20 protein-coding genes are annotated in these 23,142 nt (G+C 62.1%); 7 read left to right on the plus strand and 13 right to left on the minus strand.

Features of this window, described 5'->3' with window-relative positions; all coding sequences use genetic code 11:
• Window positions 1-307: 307 nt before the first annotated feature.
• The 3 genes from VH564_RS12490 to VH564_RS12500 all read left to right on the plus strand — a co-directional run bounded on the left by VH564_RS12490 (window position 308) and on the right by VH564_RS12500 (window position 3,792).
• Entirely contained in the window at window positions 308-1,801 is a 1,494-nt protein-coding gene (locus VH564_RS12490) for an MDR family MFS transporter (RefSeq protein ID WP_423340161.1), read from the plus strand.
• Window positions 1,802-1,827: 26 nt separating this feature from the next.
• Window positions 1,828-3,276 (plus strand): DHA2 family efflux MFS transporter permease subunit, encoded by a 1,449-nt coding sequence (locus tag VH564_RS12495; protein WP_423340162.1) that lies wholly within the window; start codon window positions 1,828-1,830, stop codon window positions 3,274-3,276.
• Between the two features lie 195 nt (window positions 3,277-3,471).
• Window positions 3,472-3,792 carry a hypothetical protein gene (locus tag VH564_RS12500; RefSeq protein ID WP_423340163.1) on the plus strand — a complete coding sequence of 107 codons (321 nt, stop codon included), beginning with the start codon at window positions 3,472-3,474 and terminating at the stop codon, window positions 3,790-3,792.
• On the opposite strand, the gene VH564_RS12505 is transcribed toward VH564_RS12500, so the two are convergent.
• The 7 genes from VH564_RS12505 to VH564_RS12535 all read right to left on the minus strand — a co-directional run bounded on the left by VH564_RS12505 (window position 3,789) and on the right by VH564_RS12535 (window position 10,994).
• Window positions 3,789-5,237 carry a sensor histidine kinase gene (locus VH564_RS12505; protein WP_423340164.1) on the minus strand — a complete coding sequence of 483 codons (1,449 nt, stop codon included), beginning with the start codon at window positions 5,235-5,237 and terminating at the stop codon, window positions 3,789-3,791. The genes VH564_RS12500 and VH564_RS12505 overlap by 4 nt on opposite strands.
• A 238-nt stretch (window positions 5,238-5,475) precedes the next feature.
• Window positions 5,476-5,685: a hypothetical protein gene (locus VH564_RS12510; protein WP_423340165.1), complete on the minus strand. Its 210-nt coding sequence runs from the start codon at window positions 5,683-5,685 to the stop codon at window positions 5,476-5,478.
• Window positions 5,686-5,835: 150 nt separating this feature from the next.
• On the minus strand, window positions 5,836-7,173 hold the full coding sequence (locus VH564_RS12515; protein ID WP_423340166.1) for an NAD(P)-binding domain-containing protein: 1,338 nt from the start codon (window positions 7,171-7,173) through the stop codon (window positions 5,836-5,838).
• Window positions 7,174-7,217: 44 nt separating this feature from the next.
• The gene (locus VH564_RS12520; protein WP_423340167.1) at window positions 7,218-8,258 is read right to left on the minus strand and encodes a heme-dependent oxidative N-demethylase family protein; all 1,041 of its coding nucleotides are present in this window, start codon (window positions 8,256-8,258) and stop codon (window positions 7,218-7,220) included.
• Between the two features lie 22 nt (window positions 8,259-8,280).
• On the minus strand, window positions 8,281-9,246 hold the full coding sequence (locus VH564_RS12525; RefSeq protein WP_423340168.1) for a PDR/VanB family oxidoreductase: 966 nt from the start codon (window positions 9,244-9,246) through the stop codon (window positions 8,281-8,283).
• Window positions 9,243-9,848 (minus strand): dimethylamine monooxygenase subunit DmmA family protein, encoded by a 606-nt coding sequence (locus VH564_RS12530; protein WP_423340169.1) that lies wholly within the window; start codon window positions 9,846-9,848, stop codon window positions 9,243-9,245. Before VH564_RS12530 ends, VH564_RS12525 begins: the two co-directional genes overlap by 4 nt.
• 12 nt (window positions 9,849-9,860) lie before the next feature.
• Window positions 9,861-10,994: an aminomethyltransferase family protein gene (locus VH564_RS12535; protein WP_423340170.1), complete on the minus strand. Its 1,134-nt coding sequence runs from the start codon at window positions 10,992-10,994 to the stop codon at window positions 9,861-9,863.
• Window positions 10,995-11,224: 230 nt separating this feature from the next.
• Here VH564_RS12535 and VH564_RS12540 point away from each other — a divergent pair, with 230 nt between their 5' ends.
• The 4 genes from VH564_RS12540 (at window position 11,225) to VH564_RS12555 (ending at window position 16,584) form a co-directional block, all read left to right on the plus strand.
• Window positions 11,225-12,133, plus strand: a complete 909-nt coding sequence (locus VH564_RS12540; protein WP_423340171.1) for a LysR substrate-binding domain-containing protein — start codon at window positions 11,225-11,227, stop codon at window positions 12,131-12,133.
• A gap of 133 nt (window positions 12,134-12,266) precedes the next feature.
• Window positions 12,267-13,691 (plus strand): aldehyde dehydrogenase family protein, encoded by a 1,425-nt coding sequence (locus tag VH564_RS12545; protein ID WP_423340172.1) that lies wholly within the window; start codon window positions 12,267-12,269, stop codon window positions 13,689-13,691.
• Window positions 13,692-13,731: 40 nt separating this feature from the next.
• The gene (locus tag VH564_RS12550; RefSeq protein WP_423340173.1) at window positions 13,732-14,949 is read left to right on the plus strand and encodes a mandelate racemase/muconate lactonizing enzyme family protein; all 1,218 of its coding nucleotides are present in this window, start codon (window positions 13,732-13,734) and stop codon (window positions 14,947-14,949) included.
• An 18-nt stretch (window positions 14,950-14,967) separates the two neighbouring features.
• Window positions 14,968-16,584 (plus strand): GMC family oxidoreductase, encoded by a 1,617-nt coding sequence (locus VH564_RS12555; RefSeq protein ID WP_423340174.1) that lies wholly within the window; start codon window positions 14,968-14,970, stop codon window positions 16,582-16,584.
• On the opposite strand, the gene VH564_RS12560 is transcribed toward VH564_RS12555, so the two are convergent.
• The 6 genes from VH564_RS12560 to VH564_RS12585 form a co-directional block, all read right to left on the minus strand.
• On the minus strand, window positions 16,581-17,813 hold the full coding sequence (locus VH564_RS12560; protein ID WP_423340175.1) for an adenylate/guanylate cyclase domain-containing protein: 1,233 nt from the start codon (window positions 17,811-17,813) through the stop codon (window positions 16,581-16,583). The two genes, VH564_RS12555 and VH564_RS12560, sit on opposite strands and share 4 nt — an antisense overlap.
• A 121-nt stretch (window positions 17,814-17,934) precedes the next feature.
• Entirely contained in the window at window positions 17,935-19,305 is a 1,371-nt protein-coding gene (locus VH564_RS12565) for an amidase (RefSeq protein ID WP_423340176.1), read from the minus strand.
• A 65-nt stretch (window positions 19,306-19,370) separates the two neighbouring features.
• Window positions 19,371-20,162, minus strand: a complete 792-nt coding sequence (locus tag VH564_RS12570) for an SHOCT domain-containing protein (RefSeq protein WP_423340177.1) — start codon at window positions 20,160-20,162, stop codon at window positions 19,371-19,373.
• Window positions 20,163-20,173: 11 nt separating this feature from the next.
• Window positions 20,174-21,235 (minus strand): LLM class flavin-dependent oxidoreductase, encoded by a 1,062-nt coding sequence (locus VH564_RS12575; RefSeq protein ID WP_423340178.1) that lies wholly within the window; start codon window positions 21,233-21,235, stop codon window positions 20,174-20,176.
• A gap of 151 nt (window positions 21,236-21,386) precedes the next feature.
• Window positions 21,387-21,950 carry an acyltransferase gene (locus VH564_RS12580; RefSeq protein ID WP_423340179.1) on the minus strand — a complete coding sequence of 188 codons (564 nt, stop codon included), beginning with the start codon at window positions 21,948-21,950 and terminating at the stop codon, window positions 21,387-21,389.
• A 134-nt stretch (window positions 21,951-22,084) separates the two neighbouring features.
• Window positions 22,085-23,110 (minus strand): fatty acid desaturase, encoded by a 1,026-nt coding sequence (locus VH564_RS12585; RefSeq protein ID WP_423340180.1) that lies wholly within the window; start codon window positions 23,108-23,110, stop codon window positions 22,085-22,087.
• Between the last annotated feature and the right edge of the window lie 32 nt (window positions 23,111-23,142).

Below are 23,142 nucleotides of genomic sequence, written 5' to 3' on the forward strand. Positions count from 1 at the left end.
TGGCGGCGATAAGATGTCCCGGATCCGGCCGTGTCAATCACGACCACGGTCGGCTCATCGCGTGACCGTGTATCGGAATCACCGATGAACGAAAATATGAAGTCTCCCTTCCTTTTTGTCCACGGAGCGATATTGACTTCGCTGGCGGGAAATATTCAATGCCATCCAAGTCCGAGCAGGCCGGTTGTCGAGGAGCTTCGCCTGCTTCTTCCCCTTCGTTGATAACAACACATCCATCGCCGAGCCGATGCCGTAGACACGGCTGGCCGACTTGTGCTGCAGACGCATTCGTCTGAAAGGAATATCGATGACCGATTTTGTCGATCGCTCAAAGCGTCCGTTGGTTATCGGCGCCATCGTCCTTGCCACCTTCATGGTCGCCATCGAAGCTACCATTGTGGCGACGGCTATGCCGCGCATCGTCGGGCAGCTCGGCGGCTTTACCTATTACAGCTGGGTTTTCTCGGCCTTTCTGCTCGCGCAGTCGACGACGACGATGATCTACGGCAAGCTCTCAGACATCTTCGGTCGCAAACCGATCCTGATCATTGGCATCCTGATCTTCCTCGTCGGTTCGGCGCTGGCGGGCTTTGCCTGGTCGATGACCTCGTTGATCGTCTTCCGGCTTGTCCAGGGCATCGGTGCCGGTGCCATCCAGCCCGTCACCACGACGATTGTCGGCGACCTCTATAAGCTCGAGGAACGGGCCAAGGTGCAGGGGGTGCTGGCAAGCGTCTGGGCGATCTCGGCGGTGGTCGGTCCGCTTGCCGGCGGCATCATCGTCGATCACCTGACCTGGGCCTGGATCTTCTGGATCAACCTGCCGCTTGGCGCCCTGACGATTGCGGGATTCGTCCTGTTCCTGAAGGAGAAGATCGAGCCGCGCGTGGTCCATATCGATTATCTCGGCACCATCCTGTTTTCGATTTCCATTGTCTCGCTGCTGATCATCCTGACGGAAACGGATGCTGGTGCCGCCGTCCTCGGCGGCTTCGGGCTTCTCTTTGCCGTGTCCGGCGTCCTGTTCCTGTTGCAGGAGAAACGCGCCCCCGAGCCGTTGATCTCGATTGCCCTGTGGAGCCGACGGCTGATCGCCACCAGCAACGCCGCGACGCTTTTGGCCGGCATGGCGCTGATCGGGCTCACCACGGTGCTGCCGATCTTTGTCCAAGGCGTGCTCGGCCGCTCCTCGCTGGAGGCGGGCTTCACGCTGACCATGCTGATCGTCGGTTGGCCGCTCGCAGTGGTGTTGTCGCCGAAATTATTCCGCACATTCGGCATCCGTCGCACCCTCAGGGTCGGCAGTCTGCTGTTTCCGTTCGGAGCAACCTTCCTGCTGTTCCTGACACCCGACAGCACGCCTATTCCCGCTGGCATCGGGGCCTTCTTCATGGGCTTCGGCATGGGGCTGATCAGCCTGACCAGCATCGTGCTGGTACAGGACAGCGTCGACTGGTCGGAGCGCGGCAGCGCCACCGCCTCGATCCTCTTCTCGCGCAGCCTCGGCAATACGCTGGGCGCGACGGCGCTGGGCTCGATCCTCAATCTCGGCATTGCCCATTTCGGCAGCGGTGCGTTGGCGACGCAGCTCCATGACGTGCTGAACCAGCCGACCGGCCTCTCCGATCTCTCCAGCAACCCCGCCATCCGGGCGGTCTTCAATGCGGCGCTGCATTGGAGTTTCTGGGGTGTTTTCGTCGTTGCTGTTTTGACATTCCTGACCACCTGGCTCATTCCCGTCGCCCATCGCACCGGTGGTGCCGCACCGAAGGTCGATGCGAAGGAAGCAATGTCCCACTAAGCCGGCAGAACCGATCTGGATTTTTCATGGCAAACGCATCGACACAGCACCAAGGCGATACCGCCAAGACAGCCGGATCGCGGTCTTTATTTCTGGCGCTGCTCGTCGCCGGTGCCTTCTTCATGGAAAACCTCGATGGGACGGTCATCGCCACCGCCTTGCCGCAGATGGCGGCCTCGTTCGGTGCAAGGCCGGTCGATCTCAACATCGGCATGAGCGCCTATCTGCTGACGCTCGGCATCTTCATCCCGATCAGCGGCTGGATCAGCGATCGGTTTGGTGCCCGGCTGGTTTTCTCGTCGGCGGTCGTCGTCTTCACCCTGGCCTCCGTCCTCTGCGGCCTGGCGCAGGGCATCGGCAGCTTCGTGGCGATGCGGATACTGCAGGGGGTGGGAGGCGCGATGATGGTGCCTGTCGGACGGTTGCTGGTGCTGAACAACACGCCCAAGGAAAAGCTGATTTCGGCGATCGCGACCATCACCTGGCCGGCGCTGGTGGCGCCGGTGCTGGGCCCGCCGCTGGGAGGCTTTCTCACGGATCATGCCAGCTGGCGCTGGATCTTCTTTCTCAACCTGCCACTCGGCATCCTGGCTTTCGTCTTCGCGCTGATGCTCATTCCGAAGGGGCTTCAGCCGGAGAAACGGCCGTTCGATTGGACTGGCTTCGTTGCCAGCGGCTTTGGCCTGGCAACCTTCATGTACGGCCTGGAAATCATCGGCCGCACCGATCCGCAGTGGCTATCGGCCGGAAGCTATCTTGCCGTCGGCACCGTACTGCTGGTTTTCGCGATCCTACACTTTCGCCGCGTCGATCATCCGCTGATCGACTTCTCCGGCCTTAGCCAGCAGACATTTGCGGTTGCCCTGTGGGGCGGGTCGCTGTTCCGCATGGCGATCGGCGCGGTCCCCTTCCTGTTGCCGCTGATGTTCCAGGTCGGCTTCGGGCTCGGGGCGTTCGAGGCCGGCATGATGACTTTGGCCGTTTTTGCCGGCAATCTGTTGATCAAGCCGGCAACGACGCCGATCCTGCGTCGCTACGGCTTCCGTCCTGTCCTGCTGGTCAATGGTGTCCTCAACGCCGTCTTCATTGCCGCCTGCGCGTTGTTTTCGCCGAGTTCGTCGCTCGCTTTCATCATCCCGGTGCTTTTCATCGGCGGCATGTGTCGTTCGATGCACTTCACCGCGCTGAACACCATTGCCTTTGCAGACATACCCAAGCCGCAGATGACAGGTGCCAACACGCTGTTCAGCACGGCTTTTCAACTGACCATGGGCATGGGCATTGCGCTCGGCGCTATCGGCATCCGCCTCGGCCAGCTCATTGCGCCGCCGCTGGGCCTTGCCTTGCCAGCCATCGAATTCCGCCTCGGCTTCGTCCTTCTGGGTATCGTCGCTCTCCTCGCTACCATCGACTGCTGGCGCCTTGATCCGAAGGCCGGCGACAATGTTTCGCGCAAGCCTCCACCTGGCAAATAACGCCTGCATCCGTCGGCGCCGCATCACCCCGGGCGGTTCTCGACGTTGTCGTGTCACCTTTGAAGGGGAATAAGGCCGATGAGCGTCTATCAGCCTCATAAAGTATCACGGCAATCGCCTCATATAAGCCTCCGGCAAGCTTGCGAGACATAGGGTTCGGCTTAGCAGCCTGTGAGAGACATTCGGAACGTGATGATGAAAAACCGCCGCCGTCCAATAGCAATGCTCGGCGTTGCCGTCGCGTTATCAGCCTGCGTCGATCATGTCGGCCAGCCTCTTCTTCTGCCTGTCGGTAGTCCCGCCCAGTTTCCCCAGGTCGTGCATGTCTTGTGCGTCGGCGATGCCGACGCAGCTTATGATCGGCAGAAGGAGGAATTCGCCAGACGCGCCAGGATGAATGGTCCAGGCGTATTGCCAGGCGAAGTTCCCGCGCAGGAGAGCCAGGCGGAGGCTGCGGCTAGGATGAAGTACATGTCCTGCGTCTCAAGCCAGGGCTACCGCGCCGTCTACAACTAAGATGGGCGATTGGCCGGAAAGCGCATCGTGAAGCAGGTGCCGTTCCCGCTTTCATAGTTATAGCTGCCGTTGATCTGGGCCACGAAACCAGCGATCAAACGGCTGCCCATGCCTTTGCGATCAAGCCCGGTGTCGATGCCTGGGCCATCGTCGCGTACCATGAAAACCGCGGTGCCATCGCTCTCGCCGAAGAGTTCTACGACCAGGCGGCCGTCCGACCGACCGATGAAAGCATATTTGAAAGCGTTGGAGACAACTTCATTGATGATCATCCCGATCGGCAGCGCTTGGTCGCGATCGACGGTGACCTGACCAAGGCTTGTTTCGATCGTGACATGGGCATCGTAGGCGGCGGCGATGTCCTTGACGAGCCGTTCCGCGTAAGGTGCGACTTCGACGCGGTCGAATTGGTCGGTTTCGTAGATCTGTTCATGCACCGCGATCATCGCCGCGATCCGCCGCTCCATGTCGCTGCGGGCTTGCGATGAAATCGGCTGCAGGCGCACCAGGGCGGAAACCGCCTGAAGGTTGTTCTTGACGCGATGATGAATCTCTCGGAACAGAAATTGATTGCGCTCAAGCAGCCGTTCCAGCTCGATATTTCGCGTGGCAAAGGCGTTCAGCAGCGCGATGATCCATATTCCGCTGACGATGATCATGATCACGATCGGCAGGCCGAAAATAACCTGGGTGTAGAGGCCTGACCAGAATATCTCCAGGGCCTCCGTTCTGTCGATGCCGGCGGTGGCGATCAGCGGCCAGCCTTCCACCTGCCAGTAACCGACGATGCGCGCTACCCCGTCGACCGGCGAACCGCCGCTCTGGTAAAAGCCGTTCGGGCTCTGGCGGAGGTAGGTGGTGAAAAGCGGCGTTCCGCTGAGATCCAGAGGCGCATCGAATGATGGGTGGCGAGCAACAAGCTTGCCGTCAGAGCGGATGACGCCAACGCTGGAGTGTGGCCCCAAGGCCATCGAGTTCCAGAAATCGTCCATCTTTTGGGCAGGGATGGCGATGCTGGCGACGCCATGGAACTGGCCGTTGCGCTCTATTCGCCGAGCTATGATAAAAACGTGCTGGCCGCTCAGGCGCTCCTGCAACTGCTCGGAGATCACGACCTCTCGGCCGCCTTGCAATTGCCGGAAGTAGCCACGGTCGTCCACATTGATGCCCGTCGGATGGGAGAAGCTTGAGTGCCGAAGCTCTCCGTTCGCGTCATAGACCGAATATTGAAATCCGGCCGGCAGATCGCCGACGGCCTGGGTAATATCCGCAACGGTGTCGGCATTGGCTTCTATGGGTTTGTCGTCGAGAGCCGCGTCGATGCGCCTGAGCGCCTGGTCACTGGCTTCGATCATCCACTGCAGGTGAGCGGCCACGACATGGGCCGAAGATTTCGCCCGCGCCTCGCCAGCGACGATTGCGGCATTATAGTTTTGCCAGATCATCAGACTTGCGAGGGCAAGAACCGCAAACAGAAAAACGCAGAGAAGCGAGGCGGCCGACCTTGACGTCAAGAGAGCTTTCAGCGGCTGCGGAGCATTCACTCTTCGAACATCCCCCTGGCGGTTGTCAGAGGACTCTTCTAACACGCGGACTTCGATAATCTACAGTAGAAATCGAGAGCGATTGCTCTTCCGCCGAGGACAAACCAGCTTGGTTTCCGATGGGTAAATGCGACAGCAGCTACCGCTGCAGCCGGTTGAACAGCCGTGCCTCGCGAAACACCCTGTGAAGAGCCAGGGCTGCGCCGGGTATGATGAGGGCGTACCAGCAGATAACACAGACAATCAGATCGACATGATCGTCAAGCGATGCAGCCACGGCGATAAAACCGATAAGAGCGACGAAGAGAAAGCCAAGGCCGACAAAAGGCACAGGGGATAGGGTGTACATATGAACCTCCAAGGGTTGCGGTCTGGTAACGGTCGCAATCGGTAGGGGTTCAGACGGGCATGAATACTTGGTTTGCAAAGGATTAACGGCTGCCGCGTTGGCAGCCGCTTCCCGAGGTTGCACCGAAGGGTTCGGCGCTGGCTATGCCGGCTAGTTCCTGAGATAGGCCTCCAGGCTATCGTCCATCGCCTCGATCCAGGGTGTGTGGTGCTTGGGCGCCATGTTGCCGGTCATCAGCGAGCGATAGCCATTGTCGCGGAAGCCCATGATGCTTTCCACCTTGTGGTGCTCCCATTCCATGAAGGTGCGGTTGACGCCCTCGATGTCGAAGTCCGGATAATCGGTCGCCGCCAGCAGATCCTTGACGTAGTCGCCCTGGAACCAGATCATCTGCTCGGCGTCCTCGAGCCCTTCCTCGCGCGCTCTCCAGGTGTCGAAATGCGCCTTCATGCCGTCCGCGTCGGGCAGGGGGATGCGGCCGAGGATGACGTCGCGGGCGTACCAGGCCTGGGCGTCGAACATGTTGAAGGTATAGAACTGGTCCTGCATGCCGATGTAGAAGAGCTGCGGATTCTTCTCGTAGACGACGCCATTATAGAGATCGTCGGCCCACAGGCGGTTGGCGGTTTTCAGGCGCAGGCTGTCGGGCAGGAAGGGGAAATGGTGCAGGTAGCCGGTGCAGAGGATCAGTGCATCGACCTGCTTGGTGCTGCCATCCTTGAAATGGGCCGTCTTGCCGTCCAGCTTTTGCAGCAGCGGCCGTTCCTCGAAGCGTTCCGGCCAGGCAAAGCCGATGGGCTTGCTGCGGTAGCTGACGGTGACCGATTTGGCGCCGTATTTCCAGCACTGCGAACCGATATCCTCGGCCGAGTAACTGCGGCCGACGATGAGGATGTCCTTGTCCTTGAATTCCAGTGCATCGCGAAAATCATGGGCATGCATGACGCGGCCGCCGAAGCTGGCGACGCCTTCGAAATAGGGAACATGCGGCGTCGAGAAATGGCCTGACGCCACGACGACATAGTCGAAGACCTCATCATACATCCGGTCGTTGACGCGGTCGTGCGCTGTGACCGTGAAGGTCTTGCTGTCCTCGTCGAAGGTCACCATCCGCACCGGCGTGCTGAAGCGCACCCAGTCCCGGACCCCCGCCTTCTCGACACGACCCTTGATGTAGTCCCAGAGAACGGCGCGGGGCGGGTAGGAGGCAATCGGCTTGCCGAAATGCTCCTCGAAGGAATAGTCGGCAAATTCCAGGCATTCCTTCGGGCCGTTCGACCAAAGATAGCGGTACATGCTGCCGTGCACCGGCTCGCCAAATTCGTCGAGCCCGGTCCGCCAGGTGTAGTTCCAAAGGCCGCCCCAGTCGGCCTGCTTCTCGAAGCAGACGATCTCGGGGATATCTGCACCCTTGGCTGCGGCCGATTGGAACGCTCTCAGTTGCGCCAGGCCCGAGGGGCCAGCGCCGATCACGGCAACTCTCGTCATGTCAGTTCCCTCGTTTTTTTGATTAAGGCGGTGGTCTTGAAATGTCAGTCCGGAAAGATGCCCGGGCTTGTCGGCGCCCCGTCGTCATAGGTGCTCAGCCAGTCGATCATGATCGGGCGGTTGCGGGTCAGGCCCTTGTAGTCGACGATCTCGGGCGGCAAGCTTTCTAGAACGCGCGGCAGGCGGCGCGCCCATTTCCGCACAGTGACCAGCTCCTCGAGGCTGATGAGATAGCAGCGGATCACGAACAGGATGGCGTTCGAACGCGGCAGGCGCCACAGGCTTTGAAGCTCCACGCGAAGGTGCATCTTCCGGCCGACGTTTTCCGGCGTCACCGTCAGGCGGTCCGGGCCCCATTTGGGGTAGTTTTCCGGGCTGGTGTCGAGGCGTGGGTTGACCGTCATCGTCCAGTTCAGCCGCCGCGTCGGCTTGCCCTGCTGCAGGTTCAAAAGGAATTTCAGCGCCCGGTCGAAGACACCGATCTGGTGGGCCAGCGGCACCGGTCCGTGCCATTCCATGAAGTTCATGCCGATGTCGAAATCGAGCGACCAGTCGGCCTGGGTGGTCACCATGCCGGCATCCATCCACAGATTGCCGTCGCGCTGGTCGACGATGCAGAAGTCGCCCTGCGCCTGGCGAGTGATATATTCCATCGGCGGATAGGGCAGGGTCGAGGCATCGCCGAAGGTGAAGCGGTCGTCGATGCCGAGTGGCCGGTTGATCCAGTGCCAGCGGTCTCCGTCCTTCGTGAGCGAGAAATGCTCCGGATAATCTGCCGCCTGGTGCTCCATGATCAGTTCCAGCGTGTCCCACTGGGCCGACATCATGTGCGGCAGGGCCTGGCAGCGCAGCGGATCCTCCTTCAGCACCAGCGCCCGGTCCTGCATCTCGGCGACATAATGTTCGTCGACATCGATCAGGTTTTCAAAGACGCTGTTGGGCGCGCCCCGCACATGCGGTTCCATGTTGACGGCATACATGTAGGCATCGCGGTCGAAGGGAAACGGGAAACGCCGGATGTTGTCCGGGCTGTTGCGGAAGGTGAAATCGTCGCGGAATGTTTCCTGTCTGAACTTGATGGTCATCCGTCCGGTCCCTCCTTCGGGGCTAAAGTTGAAGCACCAGCTGCTGGCCTTTGAAGCGCGAAACGCAGATCATGATTTTCCTTCCCTCGGCCTTTTCCGCCTCCGACAGGTAGACGTCGTTGTGCTCCAGCGCGCCGTCGCTGGAGAGCACCGCCGTCTCGCACTGGCCGCAGGCGCCGCCGCGGCACATGTAAGGCGCCTCGCAGCCGGCAGCCTCCACCGCCTCGAGGATACTCTGGTGCTCGCCGACGGTGATGGCCATGGCTGACTGCTCCAGCATCACCTGGAAGGGCAGGCCGGCGGGCGGCGCCAGAAAGCGTTCCGCATGCAGGTTTTCCTTCGGCCAGCCGGCCTCCAGCGCCGTCAGCAACACGCCGTCGATCATGCCCGAGGGGCCGCAGACATAGAGATGCGTCCCGAGCGGCTGGTTCTCGACGATCGTCTCGACGGGGATCAGGTTTTTCTCGTCGTCGAAATAGATCTTGATCCGGCGCGGTCCGTAGCGCTGCAGCAGCTGCTGCCAGAAGGCGCCGTGGGTGCGCGAGCGCATGGCGTAATGCAGCTCGAAGGCCACGTTGTCGCGCGTGAACTGCTCCATCATCGCCAGAAATGGCGTGATGCCGATGCCGCCAGCAATCAGGATGTGCTTGCGCCCGCGGTGGTCGACCGGAAAGAGGTTGACCGGCTGGCTGATGGTGAGATGGTCGCCGACCTCCAGCCTGTCGTGCAGGAAGGCCGATCCCCCACGTGAATTGGCAACGCGCAGCACGCTGATTTCATAGCCCGACGTGTCGTCCGGAGGCGACATCAGCGAATAGGGATTGCGCCGTAGCTGCTCGCCGTCGTTCATCGAGACGACGATATGAGAACCGCCGGAAAACACCGGCAGCGGCGCACCGTCTGTTCGCTCCAGCCGGAAGGTTTTGACTGCCGCAGCGACTCGCGTGATGGCCGCGACCCGGACCGCCATTTCGGTGTTGATGCTCACAGGAAAAGCTCCTCCGGCTCGGGCGCTGTGCCGGGCGCCTCCGCGTCGATGTTCACGCCCTGGAAGGCGCCAAGCCGCCGCGAGTAATGGTCGCGCACAAGCAGCGACAATCCGCAGTGGGAACAGACGAAGGGCGTAGCCGTGACATTGTCGGTAAACCCCTTGCAGTGGACGCATTGCACCCGCCGGGCGAGCGATCCCCGATGCTCGGTCCTCAGTGAATTGAAGTCGACGCCGAAATCGAGGGCCACCTGTATGATCTGGCCGATAAAGCCTTCCTTGCCGGCGATGTAGATCCGCAGGCCCATGGTGGCATTGGCGAGGCAGATGCTGAGACGCCCCAGCAGCGTCTGCAGACCTGCCGCCGTCCAGACGATGTCGGCGCCAAGCGCTGCGAGGTCGGCGACGTGGTTTTGGCCAGCCGAGCCGCCTGGCAGATACAGGATCTCGGCCTTCGCCAGAAAGGCACCGCCGTCGGTCCCTGCGCGTTCGAGAAGAGCCCGCGCCCCTTCACCCTCGAGAACGAAAAGATGCCGCCGCGCATGGGGATCGATCTCGAGCCCCTTGTATTCCGGTCTGCTCTTTATCCCTGCCACCAGCATGGGCTCCGCCTCTCAATCTTTCGCCGTCCGCTTTTTCTTCTCCGGATCGTCGAAGGTGATCGTGTGGGCGATGGCGGGAGCATTCACCGTCTTGCCCTTGACCTCCAGCTTCACCCCCTGCGTGGCGAAGGGCACTTCGACGCGCATGATCGCCATGGATCGGTTGGTGAGCTTTGAATAGCAGGGGCAGGTGATCACGCCGACCTTGCGGCCGTCGGCCCAGACCTCGTCGCCGAGATCTGTCGGCCCGTCGGCGTCGACCAGCAGGCCGAAGATCTTGAAGCGCTCCTTGCCCTTGAGGCGCGCATGTTCCTCCGCGCCGCGAAAGCCGACCTTGCCGGGGCTGACGGTGAAATCGAGCCCGAGCTCCCAGAGGCTGTCGCCCGGCTGCTCGTTGTCGAACGGATACATCTGCGAATTGTCGTAGGGGAAGAACAGCAGGTAGCTCTCGACCCGCAGCATGTCGAGGACGCTGAAGCAGCAAGGGATGATGCCCATCTCCTTGCCCTCGTCGACGATCCGGTCCCAGATCATGCCGGCATCCTGTCCGCGCACGAAAAGCTCATAGCCGCGCTCGCCGGTATAGCCGGTGCGCGAAATCATCACGGGTGCGCCGAACAGCGTCGTCTGCATGTGGTGGAAATATTTGAGCTCGCGGATGCCGGGGACGTATTTTTCCAGATAATCGACAGCAAGCGGCCCCTGCAGCGACAGATCGTGCAGGTCGTCGTCGAACAGCACGGCGCAATTGCGCCCCTGCGCCTGCTTCATGATCTCCTCATGGCCCGTGCCCGAGCCATGCACCAGCATCCAGGCGTTCGGCCCGGTGCGGTAAACGATGCAGTCGTCGGTGAAATGGCCGCGGTCGTTGAGCATGCAGGCGTAGACGGAGCGACCCGGATAGATTTTGCTCATGTCGCGGGTGGTGATGTATTCCAGCACGGCGATCGCATGCGGCCCGACCAGGTGGACCTTCTTCAGCCCCGAGACGTCCATCAGCCCGGCCTTGGTGCGGATTGCGATGTGCTCCTCGTAGATATCCTTGTCATAGGTCCAGGCGGTTCCCATGCCGCTCCAGTCCTCGAGGTTGGAGCCGAGCGCCCGATGTCTGTCCGCAAGTGCCGAAAACCGCCAACTCAAAGCCATGCTGTTCCCCTAAATTTCACTATGTGGAAATATTTATTCCTGATTATATGGGTGTCGGCGCGAACGGCAAGCGCGAATTTGGCCTTGCGCGAAGAGATTTGTCTGCTCCTAAATGCGGCCCTTCGACCTCAACGGACGGGTGTTTTGTGCCCACCTCCGCCGCAAACGCGCATTCTCTCCGCCATGGAAACTGCTATGGAGGATCATCGGGTATCGGACGGGAACATCCAATGCGCAAATTGCCGGCACTGTCCGCCATGAAGGTGTTCGAGGTGGTCGGACAGACCCGCAGTTTCACGAAGGCGGCGGCCCGGCTCAATCTGACCCAGAGCGCCGTCAGCCGCCAGGTGCGCAATCTCGAGGAGCAGCTCGGCGAACCGCTGCTCGTCCGCCGACACCACGATCTCGAATTGACAGCCGCCGGCGCGGCGCTCTTCGCCACCCTCCAGCACGCCTTTCACAGCGTCGAACAAGCCGTCCGTGGCATTGTCGACAAGAGCGCGCGCAACAGGCTGCGCATCAACGTGCCCCCGACCTTCGCCAAGCGCTGGCTGATGCCACGCCTCGGTCGCCTACGTGCGGCCCTTCCGGATGTCGAAATCAGCATCAGCACGGAGCTCCGCGATAGCCTTGCCGAACGCAGCCTGCTCGATTGCGCCATCCGCTTCGGCGATGGAGAATGGCCGATGCTCGATGCCCGGATCCTGATGACGGAGCGGCATATCGCGGTCTGCGCGCCGCAGCTGCTGGAGGGCAGGCGTGCAACAGCGCCGATCGACTTTTCCGGCCTCACCTTCCTGCATGTTTTGGCCTCCGCCGATCGGCGCTACATGACCTGGCAACATTGGCTGGACGCCGCAGGCCTTGCCGACATCGACACCAGCGGCGGCCTGGAGTTCGATCTGCTGGATCTGGTCATCGAAGCCGCCTGCAACGGCCTGGGCGTGGCGGTGGTCGATCGCTGGATGGTCGGCGAATATCTCTCCGATGGCAGGCTCGTCCAGCTCTCGGATGTCGAGATCGAGGGGCATGAATCCTATTGGCTGGTGGATCGCGCCGGCCAGCCCGACAGTGCCAATGTCAGAGGGTTCAAGCAATGGCTCCTCGGCGAGCTTTCCGTGCCGTCAGGCGATGCCTGATCTGCCCGTCGCAAGCATTCCATTTTGGAATGCTTTGCCCGATAACAACGCGCTTGCGCGCCCCGCAGCCCCACGCTCCTAATGGGCAAACGACGTCGGGTTCCGACGTCTGACCGGGAGGTGAGGGCTGGAGATGACGGAGTATCGCAATTTTATTGGTGGCCGTTTCTGCGAGCCGACGAACTCATTTCGGATCGACGTCCGCAATCCCGCCACTGGCGAGGTCTTCGCCAGCGTTCCCGAAGCCGACGAAGCGACTGTTATCGATGCGGTGGCGCAGGCCGCAGCAGCCCAGAGGCAATGGCGCGTCCTGCCGGCGATCCAGCGCGGCGATGCCTTGCGCCGGCTGGCGGACGCCATCGAGAAGCATGCCGGCCGTATCGGCGAAGCGCTGGCGCGCGAATCCGGCAAAAGTCTTGCCGATGCAACGGGCGAGGCCATCTACGGCGTCGAGCTGATGCGTTACCACGCCGAGTGGGCGCGCCGGGTCGAGGGCGAGATCATCGAGAGCGATACGCCCAACGAAACCCTGTTGCTGAAGCGCGAGCCGATCGGCGTCGTCGCCTGCCTCATCCCCTTCAACTTCCCGATCTACACGCTGGTGCGCAAAATTGCGCCGGCGCTGATAACAGGCAATGCCGTCGTCGTGCGCCCCAGCAACACGACGCCGACCTCGGCCTTCGTCTTTGCCGAAGCCATCCTCGATGCCGATCTGCCGCCGGGCCTCGTCAACATCATGGCCATGAGCCACGAGGTCTGCCGCACGCTGTGCACCCAACCGCAAGTCGGCATGATCACGCTGACAGGTAGCGTCGCCGCCGGCCAGGCGGTGCTGGATTTCTGCAAGACCAATATCGCCAAGCCGTCGCTGGAACTCGGTGGCAAGACGCCCGTCATCGTCGAACCGGATGCCGATCTCGACGCGGTGGCGGCAGCGATCATCGCCGCCAAGACGGCCCATTGCGGCCAGGTCTGCACCTCCGCCGAGCGGCTCTACGTGCACGCGTCTGTCCATGATGCGCTGCTCGAAAAACTGCGGCAGGGCTTTGCCGCCCGCAGCTTCGGCGATCGCGCCGTCGATGCCGCTGCCATGGGGCCGTTGGCAACCGCTGCCGCCCGCGCGCGCGTTCACGCCCTCGTCGAACGAGCCCAGGCCGAAGGTGCGAAACTCGAAGCCGGCGGCGTACTGCCTGATGGCCCCGGCTTCTTCTATCCGCCGACGCTGCTGTCCGGCTGCACGCAGACGATGGAGATCGTCCGCGACGAAGCCTTTGGCCCGGTTCTGGGGGTGCTGTCCTACGATGATTTCGAGCAGGCGCTGGCGCTCGCGAGCGACCATCAGTTCGGCCTGTCGTCGGTGCTGTTCACCGAGAACTACCGGAAGGTGATGCAGGCGGCAGACCGGATCGAAGCCGGCGAGCTCTACATCAATCGCTTCCCGGCCGATCCCTACCAGGGCTATCACGCCGGCTGGAAGAAGTCCGGCCTCGGCGGCGACGACGGCAAGCACGGCATGCTGGAATTCACCCAGACACGCCTCGTCATACTGAAGCATTGACGCCCGCTCCCTCGCGCCGCTGGACCCTGAAGGATCGCCCATGAAGATCGCCTCGCTGAAGACCCATATCGTCGCCGTCCCGCCACCCCATGTCGGCGGCATGTACTGGATGTTTGTCCGGCTGCAGACCGCCTGCGGCATCGAGGGCGTCGGCGAGATCTATGCCTCGTCCTTCCACCCCTCGGGCATGGTGGCGCTGATCGAGGATGTCTTTGAGCGCTACCTGCTCGACCACGACCCGCACCAGATCGAGCGCTTCTGGCGGGCGGCCTATTCCAGCGGCTTCACCCAGCGGCCAGACCCGACGATGATGGGCATCGTCTCCGGCCTCGAGATCGCCTGCTGGGATATCATCGGCAAGGCGGCCGGCCGGCCGGTCTCCGATCTCCTGGGCGGCACGGTTCATGAGAAGCTGCGCGCCTACACCTATCTCTATCCGAAAAACACCGCCGGCGAATACGACTACAACGACCCCGACCTTGCCGCCGAATGCGCGATCGAGATGGTCGATCAAGGCTTCACGGCCCTAAAATTCGATCCCGCCGGTCCCTACACCAATTATTCCGGCCATCAGCTATCGCTGGGCGTGATGGCCCGCTGCGAGACCTTCTGCGCAAAAATCCGCGAGGCGGTCGGCGACAGCGCCGATATCCTGTTCGGCACCCACGGTCAGATGGTGCCGTCCTCGGCCATCCGTCTCGCCCGGCGGCTGGAGAAGTACGACCCCCTGTGGTTCGAAGAGCCCGTTCCGCCCGGCCAGGAAGCCGCCATGGCCGAAGTCGCCCGCGCCACGTCGATCCCGATTTCGACCGGCGAGCGGCTGACGACCAAGTATGAATTCCAGCGCGTCCTTCAACTTGGTGCCGCCTCGATCCTGCAGATGAATGTCGCCCGCGTCGGCGGGCTGCTGGAGGCAAAGAAGATCGCCGGCATGGCCGAGGCCTATTACGCGCAGATCGCGCCGCACCTTTACAATGGCCCGGTCGGCGCTGCTGCCAGTATCCAGCTTTCCGCCGCGACGCCGAACTTCCTCATTCATGAAGCCATCATGGATTTCGGCGGTTTTCATGCGGAGGTGCTGAAGACCAAGCTGCAGTTCGAGGATGGCTACCTGATCCCGTCCCGCGAGCCCGGCCTCGGCATCGAGCTCGATCTCGACGTCATCGAGCGCCATTCGCCCTATAGCGGCGACCGTCTACATCTGCAGATGGCCCCTGAGCCAGTGGACGTCAAAGCCTTCGCCCCCGCCCGCGGCTGATCACGATAGAGACAGACCATGATCTACGACTTCGTCATTGTCGGCGCGGGTTCGGCCGGATGCATCTTGGCGAGCCGCCTCAGCGAGAGCGGGAAATATACCGTGTTGTTGATCGAGGCCGGCGGCAAGGACGATTCCTTCTGGTTCAAGATCCCGGTCGGCTATGCCAAGAGCTACTACAATCCCGCCGTCAACTGGATGTACTCGACCGAACCGGAAGCAAGGCTCGACGGGCGCCGCCTCTACGTGCCGCGCGGCAAGGTGCAGGGCGGCTCGGGATCGATCAACGCGATGATTTTCGTGCGCGGCGCCGCCGCCGATTTCGACGATTGGCGTGCCGTCGGCAATCCAGGCTGGGGAGCAGGCGACGTCCTCCCCTATTTCAAGAAGCTGGAAACCCATGCCAGGGGCACATCCGAATGGCATGGCGACGCCGGCCCTATCCACGTGACACCGATGCGCGGCATGACCCACGCCATCAGCGATGCCTTCCTGAAAGCCTGCAGCGAGGCGCAACTGCCCTCGAATGACGACTTCAATGGCGCGTCCATCGAGGGTGCCGGCGTCTACGACATCAACACCCGCAACGGCCAGCGGTCGCATTCCAGCGCCGAATATCTTCGCCCCGCGCTGAAACGGGCAAATCTTGCGGTCGAGCGCCACGCCTTGGCGCAGCGGTTGCTCTTTTCCGGGGAAGGACGGGTCGAGGGCGTGGAGGTTTTGCAGGGCGGACAGCTGCGGCGTTTCATGGCGCGGCGGGAAGTCGTCCTTGCCGCCGGCGCTGTCGATAGCCCGAAGCTGCTGCAATTATCCGGTATCGGCGATGCCGCCTTCCTCTCGGGGCTTGGGATCGCCAGCCAGCACCATCTGCCGGCGGTTGGGGCCAATTTGCAGGACCATCTCTGCGCCAGCTTCTACTACCGCGCCAACCGGCCGACCCTTAATGGCGCTTTCGGCAGCCTGTTCGGGCAGGCCTCGCTCGGCCTGCGCTACATCCTGACGCGCAAGGGGCCCTTTGCCATGAGCGTCAACCAGGCAGGCGGTTTCTTTCGCGGCGGGCCGATGGAGGAAAGGCCGAACATCCAGCTCTATTTCAACCCGCTGTCCTATCGCATTCCAGCCAACCCAAAGGCAGGGCTGGTGCCGGAGCCCTATCCGGGATTTCTCATCGCCTTCAATTCCTGCCGACCCACCAGCAGGGGCGAAATCGCGATCGCATCCAACGATCCGGCCAAGCCGCCGCTGATCCGACCGAACTATCTATCGACCGACCGCGATATCGACGAAGTCCTGCAGGGTAGCCGGCTGATCCGGCGCATTGCTGCGGCGCCGGCTCTTGCCGAAATCACCGAGACGGAGATTTCGCCATCGGCGTCAGTCGAAAGCGACGACGATCTGCTCGCCTATTTCCGGGCCAATAGCGGCTCGATCTACCACCTCTGCGGCTCCTGCGCGATGGGCTCGGACCCGGCGACGTCGGTGGTCGATGCGCGCCTGCGAGTCCACGGCGTCGATGGTCTTCGTGTCGTCGATGCCTCGATTTTCCCCACGATCACCGCCGGCAACATCAACGCCCCGACGATGATGGTAGCGGAAAAGGGAGCGGCGATGATCCTCGAGGATGCGCGCGCCTAGAGACATTCGGCCGAGAAGGCGAAGACGTCGATGGGCTCGCCGAGCCCCCGCAGCGGATAGGAACCTAGATTTTCGAGCACTTTAGCGCAACCGGCCGTCTCCACGAAGGCGCGTGATAGCAGCACCGGCCGCTTGATCTCCTTGGTCAGGCTCTCGAGCCTGGAGGCGACATTGACCGCCGGGCCGATGACGGTGAAGTCGAGCCGACCTTTGGAGCCGATATTGCCGTACATGACATCCCCGACATGAACCCCGATGCCATAGCCGAGGGCGTCGTGGCCGCCTTCGACATTCCGAATATTCAGCGCCACCATCGCCGTTTGCGCCTCGGCAATCGCCCGCATCAGATTGCGGCATGCATCGGGATCGCTGAGCGGAAAGATCGCCAGCAACCCGTCGCCCATGAATTTAAGGATCTCCCCGCCGAACTTTTCGATCGGCTCCGACATGGCGTCGAAATAGCCGTTGAGCAGTTCGATGACGTCGTCACGCGGCCAGATGTCCGAGAGCTTCGTAAAATCGCGCAGGTCGCAGATCATGATGGCAGCGCCGACGGTGACGCCGCTGCCGCGCGTGGTGGCGCCGGCGAGGATCTGCTCGCTGGCATGCGGCCCGACATAGGTTTCGAGCAGCGTGCGGGCGAGGCGGTTCTTTAGCCTGATTTCGCTGACCAGCGCCAGCGCCGGCAGCAAGTCCTGCAACGCCTGTATATCGCCATCGGAAAACCCGCCCGCCCGCCGGGTCGCGTAGCTGACGACATGTCGCCTGCCATGTGTGTGGTCGAGCGGCCAAGCCAGGTAGTCTGTATAGCCGTCCTGCTTGAGGTCGTCATAGATCGGATGCCAGCTACCGCGTTCGTCGCGGTCTTCGAGCCGCTGGCGCACGCCGTCGCCGCCTTCGTTGATGGTATGGATGGGGCTGTTCAGATATTGTGAGGTCAGCTCGACGCCATAATCGAAGGTCTGGATATCGGCCTGGTCCATCCCTGGTAGCCAGAGGATGCGGGCGCCCAGCCACTGGGGATTGCGCGTGCTGAAATGCAGCGTCGCCCGGTCGATCGGCACGCCTTCCGTCACCAGGCGACTGCACATTTCGACGAATATATTATCGATAAAGGGCTGGGTGCGGGTCTCCAGCATCAGCCAGTCAAGCGTTGGACGGCGCCGGGCCGGCCACATGCCTGCTGGCTCGGAATGGGCGGCCGGGCCGCTATTCAGCGGCAGTGGCATCGGGGCACTCCATTCGGTCATGGGCTCTGCTTTCAGGTGTCGCTTACGCTTGGAACTGTCCGCCGCACAATGTGGGCGCGGCAAGGGCAATTTGAAAGCGTGATTCCGAATTTGCGCATCCTCAGTGCTCTCCGCGCACCACTGCCTCTGCGGCGAGACCGACGGAGAGCAGGTGGTCGTCGGCATTGGGTAGGCCGGATAGCAGGAGGCCCGCCGGCATCCCCGCATCTCCCGCGCCGCAGGGGATGGAAATGCCGCACCCATCGAGGAAGTTGCCGATCAGCGTATTGCGCAAGGTCTTGGCGTTGGTGCTGACGAACAGCGCATCATCCTCGATCAGCGGCCCGATCGGGGGAGCGACATGCGGCAGCGTTGGAAAGGCAAGGATCTCATTCGCGCCCACCGAAGCCGCCATTGCGGCAATCAGCTTCTCGCGGCCGTTCAGAAGGTCGATATAGCCGGTCATTGTAATGTTGGCGCCGAGGCGGGCACGGGCCACCACGCGGCGGTCCATCCGATCGGCTTCAGGCCCCGCCAGACGGTGGCGGTGGACCGCGAAAGCCTCGGCCGTGACCATTGGCCCGTGCTGCTGGGTGAGCGCAAAAACCTCGGAAAAAATCGGGAAGGCCTGTCGCCTGACAGTCGCGCCGGCTCTCGCAAGCCTTTCCAAGGCCGCCTCAAAGGCCGCAAGAACACCATCCTCGATGCCGTCGAAAACAACCGTTTCCGGAACCACGAGGCTCAGGCCCTTGATAGAGCCTCGCTCTACATCGGGCGCCGTCCGGCCGCGCATGGCAGCATCGATCCAGACCGCATCCTGCACCGTGCGGCAGAGGGGGCCGAGCGAATCGAGGCTTTTTGCCAGGGGGAATACGCCTTTCATCGAATATCGACCGCGCGTCGCCTTGTAGCCGATGATGCCGTTGAAGGCGGCAGGAATGCGGATCGAGCCGCCGGTGTCAGTGCCGATCGCCACCGGCACGAGCCCGGCAGCAACTGCCACGGCCGAGCCCGATGACGAGCCGCCGGGCAGGCGTGGGACATCGGTCGAGGCAGGGTTGTGCGGGGTGCCGTAATGGGGGTTGATGCCGAGGCCGGAAAAGGCGAATTCGCTCATATTGACGCGCCCGACGCCAACCATGCCGGCCGCTGCACCGGCGGCGACGACATCGGCATCATGCTCTTCCGGCGCGGCGTCCTTGAGCACGACCGAGCCTGCCGTTGTCGGAAGGCCCCTGATACCGAAGAGGTCCTTCCAGGCGACCGGAATTCCGTCGAGGAAGCCCAGCGAGCGACCTTCGCGGATTCGCACGGAAGCCGCCTTCGCCTCCTCTGCGGCGCGTTCTTCCGTCAGGCTGACGAAGATCGCCTGATCGGGATGAGCGCGGATCGCATCGAAGGTCTCGTCGAGCAATGCCTGTGGATCGAGGGCGCCCGACTGGAGCAGGGCGGACAGTTGCGCGACGGACTTCCGGGTATTGGCGGCACTCATGAGAAACCTCTAGGCTCGGACCGCCCTGAGGGCGGCGCATGGTCGCCGGCAAACTAGAGCGAATTTCAGAGGCGGTCGAGCAATTCGCGTTTCTTGGCGTCAAATTCCTCATCCCGGAGGGCGCCCTTGGCATGCAGATCGGCCAGGCGCTCGATCTTTGCGAAGATGTCATGCTCGGAGGAAGGCGCCGGCTTTTCTGCGGGGGCATTCGGCGCCGGCGCGTGGGCCGGGGTAGCAACTGGCTCCTGCGCCACGGGGCGGGAATGCCCCGGCGGAGTTACCTCCTGCAGATCGGCGACGCGGACAAGGCCATGCTGGGAGGTGAACGTCACAGACTGTTCGCTGCCCTGTTGTTGCGAAAAGCCGCTTATCCGATGATCCCCGGTGTCGTAAATTTTGATGTGTCCGCCAAGGCTGACCGCCAGCCGCTGGGTCGACGGAAAAACCGCATAGCGCAGGTCATTTTGGGCCCCGGTCGACGAGACATGGCCGAGGTTATCCGGCCACCAGTTCCCTGTTGTCGTCGATTGGCGGGACAGGCTGGCGCCACCGCCCTCAGTCGGCGCGGCCGAAGATTGCTCCTGCCACAAGTCGGTATTCCGGCTGAGCTCGGCAAGTTCCGCACAGATATCTGCGACCTTGCCTTTCAGGTTGCCGTTGAACATGTCGCCGATCATCGTCATGCCGCCGGAGGACCATTGGCCCATGCCGCCGAGTTCAGGGTGGTTGAACTGCGCCTGATAACCCTGACCGGCGACGACTGCCATGAACAGATGCTCGACAGCGCCCTGGCTGATATGATGCCGGGCAGCGATGTCGGACAGCGCTCGGCTGCCGTCGTCGGTCAACTTGATCAAGATACTTCCCCTTAGAGCGTTAACGCTGCTGCGTATCTTCTTTCCTCAAAGGCGCCCGCTTGTCCACTGCCATTGCCTGCATTGCTGACAAGCCCCTTGGCTGCCGCAGCGATCATCTCGTAGGAACGCAGCCGTGCCTTGTGGTCGAACACGTCGGAGACGATCATTAGCTCGTCGGCCTCGGTTTCAGCGACCAGCGCCTCGATTCCCGCCCGCACGGTTGCCTCCGAACCGACAATGGTGCGGCGAAGCATCTGCATCGCCTGCGCCTTTTCCATCGGCGACCAATAGGTCTCGATATCGTCGATCGGCGGCTGGCTGAGGCCACGGGTGCCGCGAAACATGTTGGTGAAGGACATCTGCTGCGTGGTTGCCAGGCGCTTGGCTTCCGCGTCTGTCTCCGCGGCAATTATGTTGACGCCCACCATCGCATGCGGCTTTGCCAGCTGCTCGGATGGCTTGAAACGCATGCGGTAGATCTGCAGGGCCTGCATCAGCATCTCGGGGGCGAAATGCGAGGCGAAGGCATAGGGCAGGCCAAGCTCGCCCGCCAGCATGGCGCCAAAATTGCTCGAGCCGAGGATCCAAAGCGGCACGTTGGTGCCCGCCGCCGGAACGGCCTGGATCCGCTGATTGGGACCTGCGGGCGCCAGAAATGCCTGAAGCTCCTGCACATCCTGCGGAAAGCTTTCCGAGGCTTCATTGGTGCGGCGGAGCGCGCGTAGCGTCATCTGGTCGGTTCCGGGCGCCCGGCCGAGGCCGAGATCGATGCGGCCGGGGAACAGCCGCTCCAGCGTCCCGAACTGCTCGGCAATGACATAGGGCGAGTGGTTCGGCAGCATGATACCGCCGGCGCCGACGCGGATCGTCTTGCTGCCGGCAGCGATATGGGCAATGACGATCGAGGTGGCGGCGCTGGCAATGCCGATCATGTTGTGGTGTTCGGCAACCCAGAAGCGCTGGTAGCCCCAGGTCTCGGCATGGGCGGCGAGATCGCGCGCATTGTCGAGCGCGCCGCGTGCGTCGGTGTCCTCGGTGACGCGGACAAGATCGAGAATGGACAAAGCCGTCATGGAGCTACTCCTGGTTTGGAATGCAAGGCGGCGATCACAGGGGATCGCAAGGCAGCCTTGCTATTCCAAACATATGGAGGCGGCGCGTGCCTGGGACAAGGTCGAAGAGGGCAATTCGGCGATCGCAGGCGAACCAGCTTTTCCGGTGCGCCTAGCTTGGGATGGCGAGCGAAAGCTTGTGCCTGGGCCCCTGCTCGCCGCGCATCTTCAGCAGCCTGGCTGGAGCGCCGCCGTAGACGCCGAAAGGAATTGTCTTCCCCTTGACCACGGCGTTGGCGCCGATGACGCAGCCCTTGGCGATGTGGGCGCCGGCAAGGATCTTCGCCCCGGCGCCGATCCACACATCGTCTTCGATGACAACAGGCTTATTGGTGTTGCCCTGCGTCCGGATCGGTCGCATCGGGTCGGCATAGTTGTGTTCGAAGGAGGTTATCAGCACTTGCGCTGCAATCCGCACATCGTTGCCGATGCGAACGCCGCCATGGCCAAGAACGATGGTGTAGTCGTTGAATGAGACATAGTTGCCCACCTCGATGCTGCCGTGCTGCGCATCGAGAATGACGCCGTCCCTTATGCTGCTGTTCGTGCCTACGGATACAGAGCCATGCTTCCAAAGGATCTTCGAGCTCCAGGGCAGGCGCATGTCAGGTGCGAGCGAGAGGGAACCGCGAGAGATCCGCGCCTTCAGTCGATAGAAAAATGCCAAATTTCGCATGCTCGCCCTCTGCCACCTCGACCCCCGGAAGCTCTAGCTCAGGAATGTGACGAGCTTTGGTCAAGCCGGTTTCCGAAGATTGCGTCGCCGGGTCGATAGGCAGATGGTGTTCCGTCGGCCGATGCGCAAGCCTGCTACCGGACAGACAAGCCATGCCCGATCGTCGGGCCGAGGGGTGTCGTCTGAGCGGCCGGTCTCGGGATAGCCGCACCCGCGGGGTTGACCTGCGGTGCGATGAGATGGGTCTGCGGATGCACCACGGGCTCCTTGCCCCTGAGGGCAAAGGCTTTCATGACCTTGAAATAATTCCGGAAGACGTAACCCTCGTTCAGCGTCTGCCATTCCTCAGGCTTTTCCCTGTAAAGACGCGGCAAGTTGTACCAGGCAGCCGTCGGACGCTTGTGATGGATCAGGTGGAGATTGTTGTTGAGGAAGAGCAGCCCCAGAACGGATTTTTCGATGATGACGGTTCGGCCATCCGGCCGCTCTGACCATTGGTGCTCGCAGAAGGAGCGGATGGCGAGAATGGAAAGGGAGGCATAGGCAAGCAGGCTGTAGAGCCACAGCGGCATGCCGAAGACGGCGTGTACTATAAAGAGGACTGGCACCAGCCCGGCAATGTGTAGCAGCCAGGCCACCCGCTGCGCCTTGCCACCGGCGAGAAGCAACCGAAGCTCGGTGATCAGGAAGCCGACCACGCCGATTGCCGGACCGATCGTCACCCGGCCGAGCAGGGTATTGTTAAACCGCAGCAGGCTTCTCATCCAGCCAGGCAGATTCTCCCAATCGGTGAGGGCGCGATAGTAGCTTTCCGGATCGTCATAGGGATCGGTCAGCCGCTCGTCGGCATGATGGCGCAAATGCAGGTTCTTGTAGCGCCGGAACGGATAGAACAGCGCAATTGGCAGGAACACGAGTGCTTCGTTGATCTTTGCATTGCGCGTGGGATGGCCATGCAGCGCTTCATGCTGCAGCGAAGATTGAAACGTCGCCAGGAAGGGGATGACCAGGATCGCAAGCCATGGCATGGAGCCGTAGGATAGCCCGGCGACAAGCCACGAACCATAGCAGCCCAGAATAAGCAGAAGCGTCAGCCATTCGACCTTGAAGCGCCTGCTTCTACGCTTGGAAATTCCTTTCTTTTTGAACTTGATGATCATGCCCGTGATCCGTGATTCGTTGCCCTCCCCCA

The sequence above is a fragment of the Rhizobium sp. HT1-10 genome (genome assembly GCF_049472505.1).
In the GTDB taxonomy this organism is placed as follows: Bacteria; Pseudomonadota; Alphaproteobacteria; order Rhizobiales; family Rhizobiaceae; genus Rhizobium.

Coding starts and splice junctions, on each gene's coding strand:
- VH564_RS12515 (WP_423340166.1), bottom strand. CDS start 7,173: ATGACGAGAGTTGCCGTGATCGGCGCTGGCCCCTCGGGCCTGGCGCAA.
- VH564_RS12585 (WP_423340180.1), bottom strand. CDS start 23,110: ATGATCATCAAGTTCAAAAAGAAAGGAATTTCCAAGCGTAGAAGCAGG.
- VH564_RS12495 (WP_423340162.1), top strand. CDS start 1,828: ATGGCAAACGCATCGACACAGCACCAAGGCGATACCGCCAAGACAGCC.
- VH564_RS12530 (WP_423340169.1), bottom strand. CDS start 9,848: ATGCTGGTGGCAGGGATAAAGAGCAGACCGGAATACAAGGGGCTCGAG.
- VH564_RS12520 (WP_423340167.1), bottom strand. CDS start 8,258: ATGACCATCAAGTTCAGACAGGAAACATTCCGCGACGATTTCACCTTC.
- VH564_RS12500 (WP_423340163.1), top strand. CDS start 3,472: ATGAAAAACCGCCGCCGTCCAATAGCAATGCTCGGCGTTGCCGTCGCG.
- VH564_RS12490 (WP_423340161.1), top strand. CDS start 308: ATGACCGATTTTGTCGATCGCTCAAAGCGTCCGTTGGTTATCGGCGCC.
- VH564_RS12575 (WP_423340178.1), bottom strand. CDS start 21,235: ATGACGGCTTTGTCCATTCTCGATCTTGTCCGCGTCACCGAGGACACC.
- VH564_RS12535 (WP_423340170.1), bottom strand. CDS start 10,994: ATGGCTTTGAGTTGGCGGTTTTCGGCACTTGCGGACAGACATCGGGCG.
- VH564_RS12580 (WP_423340179.1), bottom strand. CDS start 21,950: ATGCGAAATTTGGCATTTTTCTATCGACTGAAGGCGCGGATCTCTCGC.
- VH564_RS12545 (WP_423340172.1), top strand. CDS start 12,267: ATGACGGAGTATCGCAATTTTATTGGTGGCCGTTTCTGCGAGCCGACG.
- VH564_RS12565 (WP_423340176.1), bottom strand. CDS start 19,305: ATGAGTGCCGCCAATACCCGGAAGTCCGTCGCGCAACTGTCCGCCCTG.
- VH564_RS12540 (WP_423340171.1), top strand. CDS start 11,225: ATGCGCAAATTGCCGGCACTGTCCGCCATGAAGGTGTTCGAGGTGGTC.
- VH564_RS12510 (WP_423340165.1), bottom strand. CDS start 5,685: ATGTACACCCTATCCCCTGTGCCTTTTGTCGGCCTTGGCTTTCTCTTC.
- VH564_RS12505 (WP_423340164.1), bottom strand. CDS start 5,237: ATGATCTGGCAAAACTATAATGCCGCAATCGTCGCTGGCGAGGCGCGG.
- VH564_RS12560 (WP_423340175.1), bottom strand. CDS start 17,813: ATGCCACTGCCGCTGAATAGCGGCCCGGCCGCCCATTCCGAGCCAGCA.
- VH564_RS12555 (WP_423340174.1), top strand. CDS start 14,968: ATGATCTACGACTTCGTCATTGTCGGCGCGGGTTCGGCCGGATGCATC.
- VH564_RS12550 (WP_423340173.1), top strand. CDS start 13,732: ATGAAGATCGCCTCGCTGAAGACCCATATCGTCGCCGTCCCGCCACCC.